Below are 19,892 nucleotides of genomic sequence, written 5' to 3' on the forward strand. Positions count from 1 at the left end.
TTCAGGGTCAGACCCTGAGGCCTTGCAACAGATGGCGAGCCAGCGGCGCGCGCAATGGCGCGGCGATGTCCAGCCCCAGCAGGGCCAGTCCGCAGGCGTGTTCGACCGGAGCCAGGCCGGTGGCGAAAATGCGCGGCATCAGGTCGGTCAGGCCGGCGGTCACCCAGCGGTCGGCCAGCCGGGCGCGGGCAAAGGTGGCCAGCAGGGGGGATGGGTCGGCCTGCGGGGCGGCCAGCCAGTCGGGCAGGGCGTGGGCCAGCTGCGCGGCGTCGCGCAGCCCCAGGTTGAGGCCCTGGCCGGCCACCGGGTGCAGCGTCTGGGCGGCGTTGCCTATCGTGGCGAGGCGGCCGTGCGCCTGCGCATGGCGCGCCTTGAGCTCCAGCGGGAAAACGTGGCGCGGCGCCGCGCTGCGCAGGCGCCCCAGCCGGGTGCCGAACGCTTCGGTCAGTTCGCGCGAGAACGCCTCGTCATCCAGGCCGGCCAGCCGCCGGGCGCGCGGCGGCGCGCAACACCATACGACCGAGTAGGCCTCCGGCGTCTGGGGGTGCGGCAGCATGGCCAGAGGACCTTCGTTGGTAAAGCGCTCCCAGGCCCAGCCGGACCGCGGCAGCGTGGCGTGGGCGCTGGTCAATACCGCGTGCTGGGCATAGTCGCGCCGCACGTCGCTGCCCCCGGCGCCGTCGCACTGGACGGCCAGCCGGCAATGCAGCGCGGCGTCGCCCTGGCGCACCGTCAGGCCTTCGCCATCCTGGCCGTCGACGCGGGCAGGCGGGCCGGACAAGACCGTAACGCCGCAGTCCTGCACCGCCTGTTCCAGCTGCGCATGCAGGGCCGCGTAGGCGACCACATTGCCCAGTTGCGGCACGTCGAAATCCTCGCGGTCGATGACCGTGCGGCCGAGGCGGCCGCGCTGCGAAACGTGGATATGGCGGATCTCGGCGGCATGGGCCGGCCAGGCGCGCAGCGATTCCAGCAGCACCCGGCTGCCGTGGTTCAGCGCCAGCACGCGCGGGTCGGCCGCCGGGCCGAGCGTGCCCGCCGGCGTCGGGGGCAGGCCCGCGCCGCCTTGCAGCAGGGCGATGCGCTGCGGCTGCGGCTGCGGCGTCAGGCGCGCCAGCAGCAGGGCCAGCACGCGGCCGACCGGGCCGGCGCCCAGGATGGCGATATCGTAGGCGGGCAGAGTCATGCAGCGCATTCTACCCGTTCCCTCCGGGGCTTCCCTTGGCCGCGCCAGCCCCTAAAATGCCCCTGTCCGGCACGCGCCGCTTTTCCGATTTCCTCACAATCCGACATGACGCAGGCACACCTTTCCGTTCCCGGCGCCGCCCGCCGGCCGCGCAGCAAGATCGCCCTGGGCCTGCTGGCCTGCGCATTGGGCTGGATCGGCGCGCACTGGTGGTATCTGGGGCGGCGCCGCGCCTGGATGGTCACCCTGGCGGCCATCCTGTGCCTGGCGGCCACCCAGTGGTTTCCGGTCTGGTACGACAACCCGGCGTTCTTCCTGCTGTTCATTCCCATGATCGACGGGTTCATCGAAGGGGTGGTGTTCAGCCTGATGCCCGACGAGAAATTCGATCGCCTGTACAACCCCGGGCTGGGGCAGGTCTCGCGCACCGGCTGGGGGCCGGTGCTGGTGGCAATATCCGGTGTGCTGGTGGGCGCCATCGCGTCGATGTTCGCCGTCGCGATGGTCGTGGTCTACACCTGGGTCGCCATGGGCTGGCTCGACGGCTACGTGTTCTAGGGCGCGCCGCTATTCGCGCATCAGGGCTTCGATCTCGCGCGCCTGCACCGGCACGCCGCGGGTGATGAGTTCGCAGCCTTCCTCGGTCACCAGGGCGTCGTCCTCGATCCGGATGCCGATATCCCAGAAGCGCGCCGGCACGTCGTCGGCCGCGCGCACGTAGATGCCCGGCTCCACCGTCAGCATCATGCCCGGCTCGAGCATGCGCCACGGGCGTTGCGCGCCGGCCGGCCCGGCGCCGCGGTAATCGCCCACGTCATGCACGTCCAGGCCCAGCCAATGCCCGGTGCGATGCATGTAGAAGCGGCTGTAGGCGCCCGATTCCAGCACCCCGTCCAGCGATCCCGTCAACAGTTTTTCGTCCAGCATGCCCTGGGCCAGCACGCGTACCGCCGCTTCGTGTCCGTCGTTCCAGCTGCGGCCCGGGCCGGTGGCCGCCACGGCCGCCTCCTGGGCGTGCGCCACCAGGTCGTACAGCGCGCGCTGCGGTCCGCTGAACCGGCCGTTGACCGGGAAAGTGCGGGTAATGTCGGCGGCGTAGCTGTCGTATTCGCAACCGGCGTCGATCAGCACCAGGTCGCCGTCGCGCAGTTCGGCGTCGCCGGCGGGGTAGTGCAGCACGCAGGCATTGGCGCCGGCGGCCACGATGCTGTTGTACGCCACCGATTGCGCGCCCTGGCGGCGGAATTCGTACAGCAGCTCGGCCTCCAGCTCATACTCGCGCATGCCGGGACGGGCCGCGCGCATCGCGCGCTGGTGCGCGGCGGCCGAAATCTTGGCCGCGCGGCGCATGGCGGCGATCTCGGCGGCGTCCTTGACCAGCCGCATGCCGGCCAGGACGGGGGCGGGGTCGCGCAGCACGGCCGGCGCCAGGCGGCCGCTGCGGCCCTGCGCGCGCGCCGCGGCCAGCCAGCTGCGCACCCGCTCGTCGAGCGCCGCGCTGGCCGCCACGGGCGTCCACAGGGCGGGCTGGTCCAGCAGCAGGGCGGGCACCAGTTCGTCCAGCGTGCCGATCCCGTGGGCGTCGTCGAAACCGAAGCGCGCCGCGGCCGCCTCGGGGCCGAAGCGGAACCCTTCCCAGATCTCATGCTCGGGATGCTTGTCGCGGCAGAACAGCAGGGCGCGATCGGTGGCGCCGGCGACCAGCACCAGCCAGGCCTCGGGCTCGGTGAAGCCGGTCAGGTAGAAGAAATCGCTGTCGTGCCGGTACGGATACTCGGCGTCGCGATTGCGCAAGGCCTGCGGCGCGGTGGGCAGGATGGCGATGCCGCCGCCCGCGGCGCGCATGTGATCCATCAGGCGCCGGCGGCGCGCGGCAAACGGGGCGATGTCGTCGGGAGGCAGGCTCATTGCGTGGCGCGCTCGGATACGGGGCTTTTTACTTTACCGCGCCCGCGCGCCGGCCAGGCAGATTGCCTGCTACAATCCGCGCACTGTCATTGGGGAGTAGCCATCTCTATCCCCGGATCCGTCTCCGAACAGAGGCCGGCTCCAGAGAGTCAGCGTCAACACACTTGGTGGTTTCGTACCCCATGGCGCTGACGGCCCGCACGCACGGATCATCCGCGCGCAGCAGCCCGGCGAGACCTTTGGCCGCGATGCGTTCACCCTGCCGGGCGAGCCGCGTCGTCGTGCCATTGGGATCTGCTCGTCCGGCCGCGTCATCATGTTCATCACCCTGCTGTTGTTCTTCCTCTCGGCCGCGATCATCTATTTCGCGTGCGAGTTCTTCGTCAACGGCGTCGAATGGGTCGGCCACCGCTTCAAGCTCGGGGCCACCGCGACCGGCACCGTGCTGGCGGCCTTCGGCACGGCGCTGCCGGAAAGCGCCGTCACGTTCATGGCCGTGGTGTTCGGCACCACGCCCGAGCAGAAGGATATCGGCGTGGGCGCCGCGATGGGCGGACCGCTGGTGCTGGCGACGCTGGCCTATGCCGTGGTGGGGCTGACGCTGGCGCGCACGCGCCGCGCCGGCTCCAGCCAGGTGGAGGCCGCCATCAATGCCGACCAGCGGCGCCTGGCGCGCGACCAGGCCTGGTTCATGGGCGTGTTCGTGTTCAAGGTGGCGCTGGGCCTGCTGGCATTCGCCTGGAAGCCCTGGCTGGGCCTGCTGTTCCTGGCGGTCTACGGACTGTACGTCAAGCGCGAACTGACCCGCGAGGAAGAGTGCCTGGATTGCGAAGACCTTGAGCCGCTCAAGCTGCGGCCGCGCGATCCCAGCCCCAGCCTGTTCTGGGCCTGTGCGCAGACGGTGCTGGCGCTGGCCGTGATCGCGCTGGCTTCGCACGTGTTCGTGCGCCAGATCGAGCTGCTGGGCCTGGCCATGGGCGCCTCGCCGCACGTGGCGGCCCTGCTGCTTGCCCCGGTGGCCACGGAACTGCCGGAAATCATGAACGCCCTGATCTGGGTGCGGCAGGGCAAGGAGCGCCTGGCACTGGCCAATATTTCCGGCGCCATGATGATCCAGGCCACCATTCCCAGCGCCATGATGATCCAGGCCACCATTCCCAGCGCGCTGGGCATCTTCCTGACGCCGTGGCTGCTCGACGCCCCCTTGCTCGCCGCCGGCGGCTTCACCCTGGCGGCGATCCTGCTGCTGTGGCTGCGCTTCCGGCGCGCCGCCATGAGCGTGCCGGCGCTGTCGGCGGTGGGCGGCCTGTACGCCCTGTTCGCGGGATACCTGGGCTGGCATTTCTACGCTTGAGCCGCATGACGCCGCCACGCTGGCCGTTTCAGCGCGGCGGCGGCCCAAAAGTGTTGTTTATTAGTAGAAACCCGAGTAGAATCGACGTGTTTATATCCCCTGGAGTTGTTCTGTGAATACCGATTCCGGCGACAGTAGTCGATCTTGCATCGACGCTATTGCCTGACAGGACGCAAGCAGAGCACCCATCTGCCGCATCCTGTCATGCAGGGTGCGGTATGTCCGACGCGCAGCGCGCCGGGCCTTCCCACCAAATCCGCCAGAACCGCCGCCTGCCGCCAGCGTAAGTCCGCGCGCGTATCGTCGTGCGCCGCCTTTGCTGCGTGGTTGTCGCGTGCGCGCGTATCCGCAGTCCGATTCCGCTCAGTAACGGAGGTCGACATGCGTTTCTTTGACTTGTTCCTGCGCCGTGCCGGGGTTGATCGCACCCATGCGCTCAGCCAACGCCGCGGCACCTCCCGCCTTACCTTCGTCTGCCCGCGCGATGCGCTGGGCGCCGTGCGCAAGCAGATCTGCCTGGATTTCTCGGCCGCCGGCCTGAGCGTGGCCCAGTTCCAGGTCGACAGCGGCCGCGACGCCGAGCTGGCGTCGGCCTGCATCACGGTCAGCTGCCCGCCCGAGCTGCGCGCCGAGCTGATGTCGCAGGCGCGCCGCCTCAGCGCCAACCCGGCGGTACAGCAGCTGCGCTTCGGCGCCGCCGAGCCAGCCGGCGCGCGCGCCTGTGCCGAGGCCGTGGCCTGAACCGCGCGGGCCATGCGCGCTTCCTCCCTCCAGCCGCGCCGCGCGGCCGGCGCCATACCGGCGCAGCCGCGCACGCCGGCGGTCTAGGCGCTTTTCTTCCATTCTTGTATCTCCGCGTGCGGTTTGGCTCCGGGACAGGTGAATGTTTGCGGGTTTTGGCATCGGACCAGTCTGCTTTTCTTCTTGGCTAACCTCCGGGTACGACGCGGCGCGCTAGGCTGAACCCTGTTTTCACCCTTGATTCGGGAGTTCCAGGCATGCGTCGTCTTCTCGTCGTGGCCGCCATGGCGGCCGGCTCTTCCAGCGTTTTCTGGTCCGTCGCGCCAGCAAGGGCCGCCAACCAACTCGAGTTGTATGGGGTGGTGGACGTGGGGCTGGCCACCACGCGCGTGTCCGGCCTGGGCACGCGGCAGCAGGTGCTCGGCGGGGGGCAGACCGACAACCTCTGGGGCCTGCGCGGCACCGAGGAGCTGGACGGCGGCTGGCGGGCGTCGTTCGGCCTGGAAAGCGGTTTCGACGCCGCCAACGGCACCCGCAACGACGACGCCCGGCTGTTCGACTACGGCACCTGGGTCGGCCTGGGCCACGCCGGCGTTGGCGAATTGAGCCTGGGCCGCCAGCAGTCCATCGGCCTGCAATACGGGGGCCAGCTCGAAATCGCCTCGTGGCGCGACATGGGCATGGGGGCGCTGTTCAAGGCGTCCGACAACTATCGCGTCAACAACCTGGTCAATTACCTGTCGCCGGAGTTCTCCGGCTGGCAATGGGGGGTGGGCTACGCCTTCGACGTCGAAAGCGGCGACACCGGGCGGTTCGACCGCAGCCCGGCTTTCAGCACCGGTCTCAAGTACGAGGATGGCCCGCTGCTGGCCGCCTTCACCTGGGACAAGCTCAACCTCCACGACACGTCGGCAACCGGCGGCCGCTCGCCGCAAGCCTTGCAGGCCGGTTTCACGTACGATTTCGAGGCGCTCAAGATGGCGCTAGCCTGGTCGCGCCAGCGCAACGGTTTCGTGGGCCTGAACGGTGGCGGCCAGATCGGCCTGGGCCCGGAGCCGTTCGCCCATGGTGGCGCCATCAATGCATGGCTGCTGGGTCTGGAAGTGCCCGTGCACGGCAATGGCGCATGGCTGGTGCAGGGCTCCATGGCCCGCCCCGACTGGCATTGGGCCAATGGCCAGCAGGCAAGCAAGGCCTATGTCGTGACGCTGGGCTATCGCCAGGATCTTTCCGCGCGCACCAGCCTTTATGCCTATGGCGGGTATATGAAAGGCTACGATCTGGAAGACCCCTTCGCCTCCGACGTGGGCCGCGCCACGCGGTTTGGCGTGGGAATGACCCAGCGCTTCTGAGCATTCCCGGCCTTTCAGCGCGTCGTCAACTACAATCAGGTGGCGAGGCGTCGCGCCTCGCCACCTGCTGGCTGTTTTCGGATGACGCGCATGGATTGGCTGGAGTGGCTCATACCTTGGGAATTTTCGCCCACGCTGGTGGCGGCGTTTGTCGTCGCCATTGTGTTGTTCGTGCGTGGACAGCGCGTGCATCACGTGACCGCGGCACGCCAATGGCTGTTCTGGTCGGGCATGGTGCTGCTGTACCTGTCGATGCATACGCGGCTGGACTATTACGCCGAGCGCATGTTCTTCATCCACCGCGCCCAGCACCTGGTGCTGCACCATCTGGGGCCCTTGCTGGTGATGGCGGCTTTCCCCGGTTCGGCGATGCGTGCCGGCCTGCCCATGGCGTGGCGCGTGCGCTTGCGCGACTTCCTGCGTACCGGCACGGGGCGGGCGCTGGCGGCGGTGCTGACCCACAAGGTGTTCGTGCCGACGCTGTTCGTCTTCCTGGTGCTGGTGTGGCTGCTGCCTTCCGTCCAGTTCTATTCCATGCTCGACTGGCGCCTGTACCGGCTGATGAATTGGTCGGTCGTCATCAGCGGTTTCATGTACTGGAACCTCATTCTTGATCGCCGCCCCAGTCCTCCCGCGGCCATGACGCCGGGCGGGCGTGTGCTGTCGCCGGCGCTGACCATGGCGCCGCAAATGGTGGCCGGCGCGGTCATCGCCTTTACCGAGCGCGACCTGTATCCCCTGTTCGAACTGTGCGGCCGGGCCATCGCCATGTCGGCACAGACCGATCAGACCATAGGCGGGCTGACCATGTGGATACCGGCGGCGCTGGTCGAAGTGGTGGGCCTGCTGGTGGCGCTGGGCACCTTGATGCGCCTGTCGGGCAAGGGCCGCCTGCGGCCGCAGGACCGCGCGGCGCGGGCCCGGCAGCGGGCCGCCGGGAGTCCGACCAGTCCGGCCGCCTGAGCGCGGCTTCGATACCCGGCCTTATTCCGGAATCAGGCCGTGGTATTTGCGGCCCAGGGCCACGGTGGCCTGGAACATGCCCGCCTTGCTGCCGCAGTCATAGCGCTTGCCGTCATAGCGGTGCGCATAGACGTCGCGTTCGCGCAGCAGCGCGGCGATACCGTCCGTCAGCTGGATTTCATTGCCCGCCCCGACCGTGGTGGCACGCAGATGGTCGAAAATGGCTGCCTCCAGCACATAGCGGCCGACGACCGCCAGGGTGGTGGGGGCTTGCTCGGGGGCGGGTTTCTCGACGATGTGGGTGACACGCTCGGTGCGCGCATCGACTGGCTGGCTGGCCACGATGCCGTATTTGCGCGTGTCTTCGCGCGGCACCTCCTGTACGCCCAGCACGCTGCCCTGGCGCGCCACCGCCACGTCGATCAGCTGCTTGAGCACCGGCGTGTCGGCGTCGATCAGGTCATCGGCCAGCAGCACCGCGAAGGGCTCGTTGCCTACCGCCGGCGCGGCCGTCAGCACGGCATGTCCCAGGCCCAGCGGGGCCGATTGGCGGATGTACAGGCAGTTCACGTGCGCGGGGAGGATGTCGCGGACCAGCGCCAGCAGTTCGTGCTTGCCCTTCGCTTCCAGGTCGGTTTCCAGCTCGGGGGCGGCATCGAAATGGTCTTCGATGGCCCGCTTGTTGCGGCCCGTGACGAAGATGAGGTCGGTGATCCCAGCGGCGACGGCCTCTTCGACGGCATATTGGATCAGGGGTTTGTCCACGACCGGCAGCATTTCCTTCGGCATGGCCTTGGTGGCGGGCAGAAAACGGGTGCCCATACCGGCCACGGGAAAGACGGCTTTGCGGACAACTTGCATGAAAACTCCAGGGGGAAGTGCGGGAAAATTTGTCGAAGCGGCAAACTTTTTACCACCTCTGGCTATCATAGTGCCATGAACCGCTGGAACCTGACATTTTCGCCATCGCTGGGCAGGCGCGCGCTTGCCGCGGCGTTGAGCCTGGCGCTGGGCTTGCCGGTCGCGCCGGCGGTGGGGCAGCCTTCCGGCCTGCCTTCAATGGGCGCGGCGTCCGCCTCCGAGCTTTCGCCCATGCTGGAGCGCCAACTGGGCGACGCCATCATGGCCCAGGGCCGGCGGGACCCCACCTATATCAACGATCCCGAACTGCGCCAGTACCTGACCACCATGGGGCGCAAGCTGGCTTCGTTCGCTCCAGGCGCCGCGCCGCACGTCGAGATGTTCGGCGTGCGCGATCCGGAAATCAACGCTTTCGCGATGCCGGGCGGGTATATCGGCGTCAACACGGGCCTCATCGTGTCCTCGGCGAGCGAATCGGAACTGGCGGCGGTGCTGGCGCACGAAATCGGCCACGTTGCCCAGCGCCATATCGCCCGGGGGATGACGCAGCAGAACCAGAACAGCATGGTGATGCTGGCCAGCCTGGCCGGCGCCTTGCTGGCGGCGCTGGCCGGCGGCGGAGGCAACCTCGCCATGGGGGTGGCCGCGTTCGGCCAGGCGGCGGCGATCAATCGTCAACTGGGTTTTTCGCGCGATGCCGAGCGCGAAGCCGACCGCACCGGGTTGCAGATGCTTGCCAAGGCCGGCTACGACCCCGACGGCATGGCCCAGATGTTCTCGCGCCTGATGAATGCGTCGCGCCTGAACGAAGGCATGGGCGGCGGCGCATGGGCCAGTACTCACCCCTTGTCGATCGATCGGATGTCCGACGTACAGAACCGCATCCGCGGCCTGCCGGGCTCGCGCCATGTGGACAGCGACGATTTCTGGTTCATCCGCGCCAAGATGCGGGTGGCGCAGGGGCGCGATGCGCTCAGCCTGCGCACCGCGCAGCAGCAGCTGCAGGACGAGTCGCGCGCGCTGTCGGGCGTGCGGCAGGCGGCCGCTTTCTATGGGTTGGCCTTGTATGCGTTCCAGCGCAACGACCTGGCCCAGGCGCGCGCCTTCCTGGAGCAGGCGGGGGCGGGCGGCCGTTCCTCGCCCCAGATGGCCCGCCTGGCGATCGACGTCGCCGTGGCTGCCAAGGACAATGACCAGGCGCTGGCGCTGGCGCAAGCCGCCGTCAAGCGCTGGCCGGATCGCAAGGCGCTGGGCATTGCCTACGCCCAGGCGCTGCAGGCTGCCGGCCGGCATGCCGACGCGCAGGCCTATTTGCGCGAGCGCGCCAGGCAGTGGGGCGGCGACGAGCCCAGCCTGTACCAGCTGCTTGCGCAAAGCGAAGAACGCACCGGCCACCCGGTGGATGCGCGCCGCAACATGGCGCGCTACTACGACCTGACCGGCGCCTATGCCTCGGCCGAGTCGCAGCTGCAGCAGGCGCGCGGCCTGTCGAACGATTTCTACGAGCAGTCGCAGATCGACGTTTCGATCCGCGAAATCAAGCAGAAGCTGGCCGACGAGCGGCAGCTGCTGGAACGGTTCAAGTCGGGCTGAGGCGGGCAAGCATGGATGCCGGCAGCGTTGCGCGGCCAGCCGCGCGATTGCTGGCTGTATGCCCAGTGGCGGAGGACGCTCGCCGAGGTCCGGGCCTCAGCTGCCCATCTCGAAGAAGCGTCCCAGCCGCTGCGGCAGCCAGTTCAGGTGCGCCGGGAACGGCCCGGTAGGGAACCCCGCGTGGCCGCCTTCGGCCGGCTGGTGCAGCAGCACGCTGTCCGAGCATTCGGCCGGGATGGGCAGGGCGCTTTCGGGCAGGAACGGATCGTTGCGGGCGTTGAGCACCAGCGTGGGCGTCTTGATATGGGCCAGCCAGGGCTTGCTGGACGCGCGCGTCCAGTAGTCCAGCGCATTGCGGTAGCCATGCATGCGCGCCGTATAGGCATCGTCGAAGTCGCGCAGGTCGCGCGCGTGGGCGATGCGTATGACGTCGATGGCGCCCGGAAAGCGCTTGGCCTTCTCCAGTACCTTGCGCCGCATGGTCTTCAGGAAGTACGCGGTGTAGATGCGCCGTGCGATGAAGCCGGTGCACAGGGCCTTGCCGCCGGCCACCAGGTCCAGGGGTACCGACACGCCGGCCGCGGCGGCCAGCCAGCTGGCCTCGTCGTGGTGTTCGCCCAGGTACTTGAGCAAGGCATTGCCGCCCAGCGAAACGCCCACCGCGTGCCAGCGCGCGTGCGGGATGCGCGCGCGCACGGTATCGAGCATGAAGCCGACTTCGGCCGAGTCGCCCGAATAATAGGCGCGCGCCAGCCGGTTGGGGACCCCGGAGCAGCCGCGGAAATGGGCGATGACGACGATCCAGCCGCGCGCCCGGAAATAATGGGCGATCGACTGCGCGTAGCGGCTGGCGCTGCCGCCTTCCAGCCCATGGAAGAGGATCAGCGCCGGCGTGTCGGCCGTTTGCGGCAGCGAGGCCCAGTCGGTCGCGGTGATCCAGCGCGCCGCCGCGATGCGGCCATTGCCTTGCGGCGCCGGGCCGGCGGGCGCGGCGCCTTCGGCGGTCTTGTGCGGGAACAGGCCAGGGCCGGTCCAGTCGAAGTCGACGAAATCGGTATCGGGGGTGTCGACCCGCTCGCGCACGAAAGCGATGCGGTGGTATTGGGCCAGCGCCGCCGCGTATACCGTCTGGCTATGCCGGTCGGGCAGCCAGGGCGGAACGGGGCAGGGCGTCAGGTCGATTCTGGAGGCAGCCAACGAGATCCACCCGCCCTTAGTGGAGACGGTCGGGGAAGTCGTGCAGGTCGAGCACCCCGGCCTCGGCCGGCGCCTGCGAGGCATGGTGCAGCACCATGCGCCAGCCGGCCGGCCCCTTGTGATAGGCGTTGGTGGCGTAGCAATTGGCGAACTGCGCGCCTTCGCGCGTCATTACCGTCACTTGTTCGACCAGCACATGCACGGCGCACATCATGCTTTGCATGACCAGCGGCCGCAGCGGCCGCAGGTGCAGCGGCCCGTTGGCCAGGACCTGCTGCCACGACTCATGGACGGCCGTGTGCCCGACGATACGCAGGCCGCCTGGATGGATGCAGGCGATTTCCTCGTCGTCGGACCAGACCTGCATCAGACGATCCAGGTCGGCATGTTCCAGTGCTTCGTAGAACGCGTGTTCGGCTTCGTCGGGCGTGGCAAACATGGTGGCGATGGCGGTAGGGATTTCAGTGGCCGTGGACGACCGTGCCGGGCTTGAGGCGGTAGGCGGCGCCACAGTACGGGCAGCTGGCCTGGCCGGTATGGGTGACGTCGAGGAAGACGCGCGGATGCATGCTCCACAGGGGCGCTTTCGGGCCCGGGCAGTACACGGGCAGGTCTTCGGCCCCGACTTCGATGGCGTCGTGGGCGGGGACGGCGGCTTGGGCGGCGGCGGTCATGAGTGATTCCTGAAAAAAAAGACAGCGTGGACAGCGTGGCTGGCGGTCATACCGGGGTCAGCCAATGCTGGTATTTGGGGTTGCGGCCGTTGACCAGGTCGAAGAAGGCCTGCTGCAGCTTCTCGGTGACCGGGCCGCGGCGGCCGGCGCCGATCTGCCGGTTGTCGACCTCGCGGATCGGCGTGACCTCGGCCGCGGTGCCAGTGAAGAAGGCTTCGTCGGCAATGTAGACGTCATCGCGTGTGAGGCGCTTGGTGACGACGCGCAGGCCGAGGTCGGCGGCCAGCGCATGGATGGTGGAGCGGGTGATGCCCGTCAGCGCCGAGGCGATCTCGGGCTCGCACAGCACGCCGTCCTTGACGATGAAAATGTTCTCGCCGGCGCCTTCGGCCACGAAACCCTCGGTATCGAGCAGCAGGGCCTCGTTGTAGCCATCCTGCAGCGCTTCGGCATTGGCGATGATGGAATTGGCGTACGTGGTGGCCACCTTGGCGCGCGGCATGGTGACGTTGACGTGCTGGCGCGCGAACGAGGACACCTTGACGCGGATGCCCTGCGCCAGGGCGGTCTCGCCCAGATAGGCGCCCCAGGGCCAGGCGGCGATGGCCACGTGCACCTGGGCGCCCTTGGGCGAGACCCCCATTTTTTCCGAGCCATAGAAGGCCAGCGGGCGCAGGTAACACGATGCCAGGCCGTTGGCGCGCACCACTTCGCGCTGGGCCTCGTTGAGGGTGTCGCGGTCGTACGGCAGCGGGATCTGGTAGATGTGGGCCGAATTGAACAGGCGGTTGGTGTGGTCCTGCAGCCGGAAGATGGCGGTGCCGGCCGCGGTTTCGTAGGCGCGCACGCCTTCGAAGACGGACAGTCCGTAGTGGAGGGAGTGGGTCAGCACGTGCGTGGTGGCCTCGCGCCAAGGCACCAGCTTGCCGTCATACCAGATGAAGCCGTCGCGGTCCGACATCGACATGATGTTCTCCCTCTATAGAGGCGCGTATTGTATCAAGCAGCGAGGTTACAATGATGTCGTGCTGGCGGCGTGGCCGCCCGTCGCGCGGTTTGCGCGCCGCCTGGCGTCTGCCTGGCCGGTCGCGCGTTTCGTTTCTCCTGTGAGTCCCATGTCGTCCTGTCCGTATCGCCAGGGGCTGCGCCTTGGCTTCTGATCCTGCCACTTCCGCGCTCGAAGACGCCCGCCAGGCCCGGCAGGAACGCGCGGACGCCTTTCGCGCCGGCGTGCGCGCCATTACCCCCGCCCTGATCGCCACCGGCACCTGGGGCATGGTCACGGGCGTGGCCATGGTCAAGTCCGGGCTGACCGAGTCCATGGCGCTGGCCATGACGCTGCTGATGTACGCCGGATCGGCGCAATTGACCTCGCTGCCGCTGATCGCCACCGGCGCGCCGCTGTGGCTGATTTTCGCCGCCGGCTTCGTGGTCAACCTGCGCTTTCTCATCTTCGGCGCGGCCCTGCATCCCTATTTCCGCCATATGTCCTGGCCGCGGCGCCTGGGGCTGGGCTATTTCACCACCGACATGGGCTTCGTGCTGTTCATGCCGCGCTTTGGCGACGCCGCCGAACGCGGCACCCGCGAGCAACTGTGGTTCTTCCTGGGCACGGTGGCGCCCGGCTGGATGGTCTGGCAGGTGACCTCGATCGTCGGCATCTACCTGGGGTCGCTGGTGCCGGAAGCCTGGTCGCTGGACTTCGCCGCGGTGCTGGCCTTGCTGGCCATCACGGTGCCGCTGGCCAATTCCAAGCCCATGCTGGTGTCGATGCTGGCGGCGGGCATGGTGGCCTGGGTGGGCCAGCTGCTGCCATTGCGGTTGGGCCTGGCGGCCGCCGTGGTGGCGGGCATCGTGGCCGGCATCTGGGCCGAACGCTTCTTCAAGGGGCGCACCTGACCATGTCGGACAGAGATCTCTACGTCTACGGCGCCATCCTGTTGCTGACGCTATGCAGCGTGCTGACGCGGGCCGGCTTCATGCTGTTCGGCGACTACATTCCCCTGCCCGATGGCGTCCGGCGGGCCTTGCGCTACGCGCCGGCGGCGGCCTTGACGGCGATCGTCGTGCCGGACCTGCTGCCCTGGAAAGCCGGCCTCGGGCCGGCGTTCGACTACAAGCTGGTGGCTGGCGTTCTTGCCATCATGGCGTTCCTGCGTACGCGCAGCGCGGTGCTGGTGATCGTGGTCGGGATGGTGGCCCTGTGGGGCCTGCGCTGGCTGGCCGGCTGAGGGTAGAAAAGCCCCCACGCTGCGCTCGCTGCGCCAGCTTGCTGCCCCCCAGGGGGGCTTTTGCCTTGGGGCGGCCCGGCGGCAAAAAAGCCCGCGTGGGCGCCCCGGGCCGCCGGTGCGCTAAAATAAATTATCCACAAGCAATCCGGGCCTGGCCGTACGTCCGTTCTTGTTCTTTTTGCAGCCCCCGGCATCTGCCCATCTTAATGACTGAATCTACCTCCTCCGACGCGCCTGTTACCGACGCGCCTACGCGCACTTTCGCAGACTTCGGCCTGCATCCGTTACTGCTCAAGTTGATTGCCGACACCGGCTATACGAATCCCACGCCGATTCAGGCGCAGGCGATTCCGGTCGTAGTGGAAGGCCGCGATGTGATGGGCGCCGCCCAGACCGGCACCGGCAAGACGGCGGCATTCACGCTGCCGATCCTGCATCGCCTGATGCCGCTGGCCAATACCAGCGCATCGCCGGCGCGCCACCCGGTGCGGGCCCTCATTCTCACGCCCACGCGGGAACTGGCCGACCAGGTTTACGAAAGCGTCAAGCGCTACAGCCTGCATACGCCGCTGCGCAGCGCCGTGGTGTTCGGCGGCGTGGACATCGGTCCGCAGAAGGAAGCCCTGCGGCGCGGTTGCGAAGTCCTGGTGGCCACGCCGGGGCGCCTGCTCGATCACGTCGAGCAGAAGAACGTCAACCTCAGCCAGGTCGGCATCCTGGTGCTCGACGAGGCCGACCGCATGCTCGACATGGGCTTTCTGCCCGATCTCGAACGCATCATCCGCCTGTTGCCGGCGCAGCGCCAGGGGCTGCTGTTCTCGGCCACGTTCAGCAATGAAATCCGCAAGCTGGGCCGTTCGTACCTGAACCACCCGGTGGAGATCGAAGTCGCCGCGCGCAACGCCACGGCCGACACCGTCACGCAGATCGCCTACCAGATGCATGGCGATACCAAGCGGGCGGCGGTGGTGCACCTGGTCAAGTCGCGCGGCCTGAAGCAGGTCATCGTGTTTTCCAACACCAAGATCGGCACCGCGAGGCTGGCGCGCCAGCTCGAGCGTGACGGCGTGAAGGCCGAGTCGATCCACGGCGACAAGACCCAGGGCGACCGCATGAAGGCGCTCGAGGCGTTCAAGGCCGGCGATCTGGAAGTGCTGGTGGCGACCGACGTCGCGGCGCGCGGCCTGGACGTGGCCGGCGTGCCCTGCGTCATCAACTACGACCTGCCGTACAACGCCGAAGACTATGTCCACCGGATCGGCCGCACCGGCCGCGCCGGCGCGTCGGGCGAGGCGATCGCCCTGTTCACCGCCGACGAAGAGCGCTATCTGCTCGACATCGAGAAGCTGATCAAGCGCCAGGTGCCGCGCGGCAAGCTGGAACTGCCGGCCGACCTGGTTGCGCGCAGCCATGGCCGCGACCGCGACGCCCCGCGCGAGCGTGGCGCCGACCGCCACCGCGGCGAACGCTGCACTTCAGGCGCGGCCGCGCCGCGCCAGCCGGTCGACGAACTCTTCTACAAGCCTTACGAGCCTGCCAACGGCCAGCCGGCCTCGCCCGAGACGCCCGAGCAGGAAGGGCGCAGCAACGCGCCCAAGCGCCAACTGGCAGTGCTGCTGGGCGGCAGCCGCAAGGGCTGAGCGGCGCCGCTTCAGGCTGCGGCCAGCAGCCGCGCCACGTCGGGCAGGCCGGTTGCCACGGGCCTGCCTTGCGGATCCAGGCTGTCGAGCAGGCGCTCCAGATGGCCGATATGCGGCAGCATCGGGCCATAGAACAGCACCTTGCCATGCGCCTGCACCAGCAGCGTCGGGAAGTTCTCGACGTCTTCCTCGCCCAGCAGGTCCGGGTGGTCCTCGATGTCGATCCACGCAAAGGTATGTCCTGGCCGAGCCCGCGCCAGCTCCAGCAGCTTGGGCCGGTATTGCTGGCAGGTATCGCACCAGGCGGCGCAGAAGCAGGCAACCAGCCAGGCGTCGGAGCGCGCCAGGGCGGCGCGCAGGGTGGGGATGTCGGAACCAGGTACGTGTAGCGGCATTGTGGGCAAATCGCAGCGTGTTTGACTATCATAGCCGGCATATCCGTTCTCCGGCCGCGCCATGACTGTACCCCGTCCCGAATCGATCATCCCGCCCGCCGGCAACGCCGCCACGGGCGCCGCCGGCATCGCGCGGGCCTTCAAGCGGGCGCTGGTATCGCAGTGCCATCCCAATATGCTGTTCGCGGTGCTGCTGCCGTTCCTGATCGCGCTGCTGGGCGCCATCCTGTTGCTGTGGCTGTTCTGGACGCCCCTGAACGAGTGGCTGCGCTTCGAGGCATCGCAGTGGCAGGCCATCAACCAGGTCGACGACTGGATGGTCGCGGCGGGGCTGTTCTCGCTCAAGATCTACCTGGTGCCCGTCATCGCGGCGGCGATCCTGCTGCCGATCTCCGGCATCCTGGGCCTGGCCATCGCGGCGGTGTTCGTCATGCCGCTGGTGCTGCGGCATGTCGGCGGCCGGGAATATGCCGGCCTGGCCCGCCAGGGCAGGAACGCCACGGCGGTCAGCGTCTGGAACGCGCTATGGGTCAGCCTGGCGTTCGGCGCCGGCTGGTTGTTGACGCTGCCCTTCTGGCTGATCCCGCCCATGGTGGTGATCCTGTCGGTGTTCTGGTGGGCGTTCGCCTTCACCCGCATGCTGCGCCTGGATGCCATCGTCGAACACGCCAGCCCGGCCGAACGCGCCATCCTGCTCAAGCGCCACAACAGCGGGTTCTGGCTGATCGGACTGGTCTGTTCGCTGCTCAACCTGCTGCCGCCGGCCTGGATCATCCTGCCCGTGTTCTCGGGGCTGGTGTATGCGCACTATGGCCTGGACGCCCTGCAGCGCCTGCGCCAGGAACGCGCGATCGACGTCTAGCTGTGAAGATTCAATAGGTTGTATGCATGGTTCATCCGAACCGGATTTGAGAAACTGGAAATCGCCAACCCCCCAGTTCACTCAAGGAGCCCGGCCGGATGAACACCCATAAGCATGCCCGATTGACCTTCCTACGTCGACTCGAAATGGTCCAGCAATTGATCGCCCATCAAGTTTGTGTGCCTGAAGCGGCCCGCGCCTATGGGGTCACCGCGCCGACTGTGCGCAAATGGCTGGGCCGCTTCCTGGCTCAGGGCCAGGCGGGCTTGGCCGATGCGTCCTCGCGCCCGACGGTCTCGCCCCGAGCGATTGCGCCGGCCAAGGCGCTGGCTATCGTGGAGCTGCGCCGCAAGCGGCTGACCCAAGCGCGCATCGCCCAGGCGCTGGGCGTGTCAGCCAGCACCGTCAGCCGCGTCCTGGCCCGCGCCGGTCTGTCGCACCTGGCCGACCTGGAGCCGGCCGAGCCGGTGGTGCGCTACGAGCATCAGGCCCCCGGCGATCTGCTGCACATCGACATCAAGAAGCTGGGACGTATCCAGCGCCCTGGCCACCGGGTCACGGGCAACCGACGCGATACCGTTGAGGGGGCCGGCTGGGACTTCGTCTTCGTGGCCATCGATGACCACGCCCGCGTGGCCTTCACCGACATCCACCCCGACGAGCGCTTCCCCAGCGCCGTCCAGTTCCTCAAGGACGCAGTGGCCTACTACCAGCGCCTGGGCGTGACCATCCAGCGCTTGCTCACCGACAATGGCTCGGCCTTTCGCAGCCGCGCCTTCGCCGCGCTGTGCCATGAGCTGGGCATCAAGCACCGCTTTACCCGACCTTACCGCCCACAGACCAATGGCAAGGCCGAACGCTTCATCCAGTCGGCCTTGCGTGAGTGGGCTTACGCTCACACCTACCAGAACTCCCAACACCGAGCCGATGCCATGAAATCCTGGCTACACCACTACAACTGGCATCGACCCCACCAAGGCATCGGGCGCGCTGTACCCATCTCCAGACTCAACCTGGACGAATACAACCTATTGACAGTTCACATCTAGCGCATTGCCCTGCACGCCCCCCCGGGGGGGGCCTCATTTTTTCCGGAAACCAGACATGGCAGCCGAATCCGCCCGCCGCATCGGGCTCATCATCGTAGGCGACGAGATCCTCTCCGGCCGTCGCCAGGACAAGCATTTTTCCAAGGTGGTCGAACTGCTGGGCGCACGCGGCCTGAAGCTGTCCTGGGCCGAACTCCTGCCCGACGATCGCGCCACGCTGGCGGCCGTCTTGCGGCGCAGCTTCGCCAGCGGCGATATCGTCTTTTCGTGTGGCGGCATCGGCGGCACGCCCGACGATCACACGCGCCAGGCCGCGGCCGAGGCGCTGGACCTGCCGCTGGCCCTGCATCCCGAGGCCGAACAGGCGATCGCGCTGCGCGCGGCCGAAATGGCCGCCAAGGGGCAGGGTACGGCCGACATGGGCACGCCGGAAAACCAGCAGCGCCTGCAGATGGGAATGTTCCCGCGAGGCTGCGAGATCGTGCCCAACCCGTACAACCGCATTCCTGGCTTCTTCGTGCGCGACCATACGTTCGTGCCGGGCTTTCCCGTGATGGCCTGGCCCATGCTGGAATGGACCCTGGATACCCGCTACCGCGCGTTGCATCACCAGGTGCGGCATGCCGAACATTCGTTCCTGGTGTTCGACATGCCCGAGTCGCGCATCACGCCGGCCATGCTGGAAATCGAGCAGCGCTGGCCGGGCGTGCGCGCCTTCAGCCTGCCCAGCGTGGGCGAGACGGGCGGGCCATCGCATATCGACCTGGGCGTCAAGGGCGAACCCGAGGCGGCGGCGCAAGCCTTGGCCTTCCTGCGCGCCGAGGTGGTGCGCCTGGGCGGAAAACTGGCTCCGCCAGCTCAAAACTGACGATGAGTTGACGTCATGCTGACGTTCTGCTGAAAAATAGGGGGCGAGAAAAATAGCGGTTGCCAAACGGCTTTATAGATTTCACAATACGATAAATCTGCTCCTTGTTGCGGTGCCGCATCGGCGCCGCCCCGGGGCGGCATCTATCCGCAACCACTATGTCCCGTATTCCGAACGCTACAGCCAGGGGGCCGGGGTCTCACTCCGACGACGGCGCCGGCCAGCATCCCATCGCCATCCAGGTGATCGACCGCGCCATGCGCCTGCTCGATGCGCTCGCGGCCCAGCCCGAACCCGTCACGCTCAAAGAACTGTCGGCCACTACCGGCCTGCATGCCTCCACCGCGCACCGCATTCTCAATGACCTGGTGGTAGGGCGCTATGTCGAGCGGGTCGACAACGGCCTGTACCAGCTGGGCATGCGCCTGCTGGAGCTCGGTTCGCTGGTCAAGGGGCGGCTGAATGTGCGCGAGGCGGCCATCGGCGCCATGCGTTCGCTGCACAAGCAGACCGGGCAGACGATCAACCTGTCGGTCCAGCAAGGCGACGAAATCGTCTATATCGACCGGGCCTGGAGCGAGCGCTCCGGCATGCAGGTGGTGCGCGCCATCGGCGGGCGGGCGCCCCTGCACCTGACCTCCACCGGCAAACTGTTCCTGTCCACCTACGATACGCGGCTGGTGCGCGCCTATGCGCTGCGTACCGGGTTGGCCGGGCACACCCGCAACAGCCTGACCGAGCTCGACCGCCTCGAGCGCGAGCTGGCCCTGGTGCGCCGGCACGGCTACGCGCGCGACAACGAAGAGCTGGAACTGGGCGTACGCTGCATCGCCGCCGGCATCTACGACGACACCGGCAAGCTGGTCGCGGGCCTGTCCATCTCGGCCCCGGCCGAGCGCCTGCAGGACGAATGGATACGCCTGCTGGTCGATGCCGCCGCCAGCATTTCCGAGGCGCTCGGCTACGAGCCCGGCGTCAACGGGATCCACGCGCCAGCGGCTGCCTGAGTCCGGCCTGG

General features: G+C 68.0%; 21 protein-coding genes and 1 riboswitch. Of the genes, 13 read left to right on the top strand and 8 right to left on the bottom strand.

Annotation, left to right across the window (positions count from 1 at the left end; translation table 11 throughout):
- Positions 1-7: 7 nt before the first annotated feature.
- Positions 8-1,195 (bottom strand): UbiH/UbiF/VisC/COQ6 family ubiquinone biosynthesis hydroxylase, encoded by a 1,188-nt coding sequence (locus BN118_RS18885; protein WP_014906129.1) that lies wholly within the window; start codon positions 1,193-1,195, stop codon positions 8-10.
- Positions 1,196-1,291: 96 nt separating this feature from the next.
- Between BN118_RS18885 and BN118_RS18890 the strand changes: the two genes are divergently transcribed.
- Entirely contained in the window at positions 1,292-1,744 is a 453-nt protein-coding gene (locus tag BN118_RS18890) for a TM2 domain-containing protein (protein WP_010931463.1), read from the top strand.
- A gap of 9 nt (positions 1,745-1,753) precedes the next feature.
- Here BN118_RS18890 and BN118_RS18895 read toward each other — a convergent pair whose 3' ends face one another.
- Positions 1,754-3,094: an aminopeptidase P N-terminal domain-containing protein gene (locus BN118_RS18895; protein WP_010931462.1), complete on the bottom strand. Its 1,341-nt coding sequence runs from the start codon at positions 3,092-3,094 to the stop codon at positions 1,754-1,756.
- Between the two features lie 79 nt (positions 3,095-3,173).
- Positions 3,174-3,367, top strand: a riboswitch (yybP-ykoY riboswitch).
- A gap of 43 nt (positions 3,368-3,410) precedes the next feature.
- Here BN118_RS18895 and BN118_RS18900 point away from each other — a divergent pair.
- The 4 genes from BN118_RS18900 (at position 3,411) to BN118_RS18915 (ending at position 7,504) form a co-directional block, all read left to right on the top strand.
- Positions 3,411-4,448: a sodium:calcium antiporter gene (locus tag BN118_RS18900; protein WP_010931461.1), complete on the top strand. Its 1,038-nt coding sequence runs from the start codon at positions 3,411-3,413 to the stop codon at positions 4,446-4,448.
- A 381-nt stretch (positions 4,449-4,829) separates the two neighbouring features.
- The gene (locus tag BN118_RS18905; protein WP_003814209.1) at positions 4,830-5,189 is read left to right on the top strand and encodes a hypothetical protein; all 360 of its coding nucleotides are present in this window, start codon (positions 4,830-4,832) and stop codon (positions 5,187-5,189) included.
- A gap of 257 nt (positions 5,190-5,446) precedes the next feature.
- Positions 5,447-6,541, top strand: coding sequence for a porin (locus tag BN118_RS18910; RefSeq protein WP_014906130.1), 1,095 nt, complete (start codon positions 5,447-5,449; stop codon positions 6,539-6,541).
- An 81-nt stretch (positions 6,542-6,622) separates the two neighbouring features.
- The gene (locus BN118_RS18915) at positions 6,623-7,504 is read left to right on the top strand and encodes a cytochrome c oxidase assembly protein (protein ID WP_003814205.1); all 882 of its coding nucleotides are present in this window, start codon (positions 6,623-6,625) and stop codon (positions 7,502-7,504) included.
- Positions 7,505-7,525: 21 nt separating this feature from the next.
- Here the strand turns inward: BN118_RS18915 and galU are convergent, their stop codons facing one another.
- Positions 7,526-8,365, bottom strand: a complete 840-nt coding sequence (galU, locus tag BN118_RS18920; RefSeq protein ID WP_003814203.1) for a UTP--glucose-1-phosphate uridylyltransferase GalU — start codon at positions 8,363-8,365, stop codon at positions 7,526-7,528.
- A 75-nt stretch (positions 8,366-8,440) separates the two neighbouring features.
- On the opposite strand from galU, the gene BN118_RS18925 reads away from it, so the two are divergent.
- Complete coding sequence (locus BN118_RS18925; RefSeq protein WP_003814201.1) at positions 8,441-9,958, top strand: M48 family metalloprotease; 1,518 nt, start codon at positions 8,441-8,443, stop codon at positions 9,956-9,958.
- 96 nt (positions 9,959-10,054) lie between these two features.
- Here the strand turns inward: BN118_RS18925 and BN118_RS18930 are convergent, their stop codons facing one another.
- Genes BN118_RS18930 through BN118_RS18945 form a run of 4 tightly spaced genes read right to left on the bottom strand, consistent with a single transcriptional unit; the run spans position 10,055 to position 12,796 of the window.
- Positions 10,055-11,155, bottom strand: coding sequence for a YheT family hydrolase (locus BN118_RS18930; protein WP_010931458.1), 1,101 nt, complete (start codon positions 11,153-11,155; stop codon positions 10,055-10,057).
- Positions 11,156-11,171: 16 nt separating this feature from the next.
- Positions 11,172-11,594 (bottom strand): YybH family protein, encoded by a 423-nt coding sequence (locus tag BN118_RS18935; RefSeq protein ID WP_010931457.1) that lies wholly within the window; start codon positions 11,592-11,594, stop codon positions 11,172-11,174.
- Positions 11,595-11,616: 22 nt separating this feature from the next.
- Positions 11,617-11,829: a zinc-finger domain-containing protein gene (locus BN118_RS18940; RefSeq protein ID WP_003814195.1), complete on the bottom strand. Its 213-nt coding sequence runs from the start codon at positions 11,827-11,829 to the stop codon at positions 11,617-11,619.
- Positions 11,830-11,875: 46 nt separating this feature from the next.
- Positions 11,876-12,796, bottom strand: a complete 921-nt coding sequence (locus BN118_RS18945; RefSeq protein ID WP_010931456.1) for a branched-chain amino acid transaminase — start codon at positions 12,794-12,796, stop codon at positions 11,876-11,878.
- 182 nt (positions 12,797-12,978) lie between these two features.
- Between BN118_RS18945 and BN118_RS18950 the strand changes: the two genes are divergently transcribed.
- The 3 genes from BN118_RS18950 (at position 12,979) to BN118_RS18960 (ending at position 15,700) form a co-directional block, all read left to right on the top strand.
- Complete coding sequence (locus BN118_RS18950; RefSeq protein ID WP_010931455.1) at positions 12,979-13,728, top strand: AzlC family ABC transporter permease; 750 nt, start codon at positions 12,979-12,981, stop codon at positions 13,726-13,728.
- A 2-nt stretch (positions 13,729-13,730) separates the two neighbouring features.
- Positions 13,731-14,060 (top strand): AzlD domain-containing protein, encoded by a 330-nt coding sequence (locus tag BN118_RS18955; protein ID WP_003814188.1) that lies wholly within the window; start codon positions 13,731-13,733, stop codon positions 14,058-14,060.
- A gap of 206 nt (positions 14,061-14,266) precedes the next feature.
- On the top strand, positions 14,267-15,700 hold the full coding sequence (locus tag BN118_RS18960; RefSeq protein WP_010931454.1) for a DEAD/DEAH box helicase: 1,434 nt from the start codon (positions 14,267-14,269) through the stop codon (positions 15,698-15,700).
- A gap of 11 nt (positions 15,701-15,711) precedes the next feature.
- On the opposite strand, the gene BN118_RS18965 is transcribed toward BN118_RS18960, so the two are convergent.
- A complete protein-coding gene (locus tag BN118_RS18965) occupies positions 15,712-16,095 on the bottom strand; it encodes a thioredoxin family protein (RefSeq protein ID WP_003814185.1) in 384 nt (127 codons plus the stop codon).
- Between the two features lie 61 nt (positions 16,096-16,156).
- Here BN118_RS18965 and BN118_RS18970 point away from each other — a divergent pair, with 61 nt between their 5' ends.
- The 4 genes from BN118_RS18970 to BN118_RS18985 all read left to right on the top strand — a co-directional run bounded on the left by BN118_RS18970 (position 16,157) and on the right by BN118_RS18985 (position 19,881).
- The gene (locus tag BN118_RS18970; RefSeq protein WP_010931453.1) at positions 16,157-16,957 is read left to right on the top strand and encodes an EI24 domain-containing protein; all 801 of its coding nucleotides are present in this window, start codon (positions 16,157-16,159) and stop codon (positions 16,955-16,957) included.
- A gap of 98 nt (positions 16,958-17,055) precedes the next feature.
- Complete coding sequence (locus BN118_RS18975) at positions 17,056-18,006, top strand: IS481-like element IS481 family transposase (protein WP_005015810.1); 951 nt, start codon at positions 17,056-17,058, stop codon at positions 18,004-18,006.
- A gap of 55 nt (positions 18,007-18,061) precedes the next feature.
- Complete coding sequence (locus BN118_RS18980; RefSeq protein WP_014906131.1) at positions 18,062-18,874, top strand: competence/damage-inducible protein A; 813 nt, start codon at positions 18,062-18,064, stop codon at positions 18,872-18,874.
- A 158-nt stretch (positions 18,875-19,032) separates the two neighbouring features.
- Positions 19,033-19,881: an IclR family transcriptional regulator gene (locus tag BN118_RS18985; protein WP_003814178.1), complete on the top strand. Its 849-nt coding sequence runs from the start codon at positions 19,033-19,035 to the stop codon at positions 19,879-19,881.
- Positions 19,882-19,892: the final 11 nt, after the last annotated feature.

Source organism: Bordetella pertussis 18323 (assembly GCF_000306945.1).
GTDB classification, from domain to species: Bacteria; Pseudomonadota; Gammaproteobacteria; order Burkholderiales; family Burkholderiaceae_B; genus Bordetella; species Bordetella pertussis.

Bases quoted from the DNA above. Each gene is read 5' to 3' on its own strand.
- BN118_RS18965 (WP_003814185.1), bottom strand. From the start codon at position 16,095: ATGCCGCTACACGTACCTGGTTCCGACATCCCCACCCTGCGCGCCGCC.
- BN118_RS18890 (WP_010931463.1), top strand. From the start codon at position 1,292: ATGACGCAGGCACACCTTTCCGTTCCCGGCGCCGCCCGCCGGCCGCGC.
- BN118_RS18985 (WP_003814178.1), top strand. From the start codon at position 19,033: ATGTCCCGTATTCCGAACGCTACAGCCAGGGGGCCGGGGTCTCACTCC.
- BN118_RS18905 (WP_003814209.1), top strand. From the start codon at position 4,830: ATGCGTTTCTTTGACTTGTTCCTGCGCCGTGCCGGGGTTGATCGCACC.
- BN118_RS18955 (WP_003814188.1), top strand. From the start codon at position 13,731: ATGTCGGACAGAGATCTCTACGTCTACGGCGCCATCCTGTTGCTGACG.
- BN118_RS18900 (WP_010931461.1), top strand. From the start codon at position 3,411: ATGTTCATCACCCTGCTGTTGTTCTTCCTCTCGGCCGCGATCATCTAT.
- BN118_RS18925 (WP_003814201.1), top strand. From the start codon at position 8,441: ATGAACCGCTGGAACCTGACATTTTCGCCATCGCTGGGCAGGCGCGCG.
- BN118_RS18915 (WP_003814205.1), top strand. From the start codon at position 6,623: ATGACGCGCATGGATTGGCTGGAGTGGCTCATACCTTGGGAATTTTCG.
- galU (WP_003814203.1), bottom strand. From the start codon at position 8,365: ATGCAAGTTGTCCGCAAAGCCGTCTTTCCCGTGGCCGGTATGGGCACC.
- BN118_RS18980 (WP_014906131.1), top strand. From the start codon at position 18,062: ATGGCAGCCGAATCCGCCCGCCGCATCGGGCTCATCATCGTAGGCGAC.
- BN118_RS18910 (WP_014906130.1), top strand. From the start codon at position 5,447: ATGCGTCGTCTTCTCGTCGTGGCCGCCATGGCGGCCGGCTCTTCCAGC.
- BN118_RS18895 (WP_010931462.1), bottom strand. From the start codon at position 3,094: ATGAGCCTGCCTCCCGACGACATCGCCCCGTTTGCCGCGCGCCGCCGG.
- BN118_RS18935 (WP_010931457.1), bottom strand. From the start codon at position 11,594: ATGTTTGCCACGCCCGACGAAGCCGAACACGCGTTCTACGAAGCACTG.
- BN118_RS18940 (WP_003814195.1), bottom strand. From the start codon at position 11,829: ATGACCGCCGCCGCCCAAGCCGCCGTCCCCGCCCACGACGCCATCGAA.
- BN118_RS18885 (WP_014906129.1), bottom strand. From the start codon at position 1,195: ATGCGCTGCATGACTCTGCCCGCCTACGATATCGCCATCCTGGGCGCC.
- BN118_RS18970 (WP_010931453.1), top strand. From the start codon at position 16,157: ATGACTGTACCCCGTCCCGAATCGATCATCCCGCCCGCCGGCAACGCC.
- BN118_RS18960 (WP_010931454.1), top strand. From the start codon at position 14,267: ATGACTGAATCTACCTCCTCCGACGCGCCTGTTACCGACGCGCCTACG.
- BN118_RS18975 (WP_005015810.1), top strand. From the start codon at position 17,056: ATGAACACCCATAAGCATGCCCGATTGACCTTCCTACGTCGACTCGAA.
- BN118_RS18945 (WP_010931456.1), bottom strand. From the start codon at position 12,796: ATGTCGATGTCGGACCGCGACGGCTTCATCTGGTATGACGGCAAGCTG.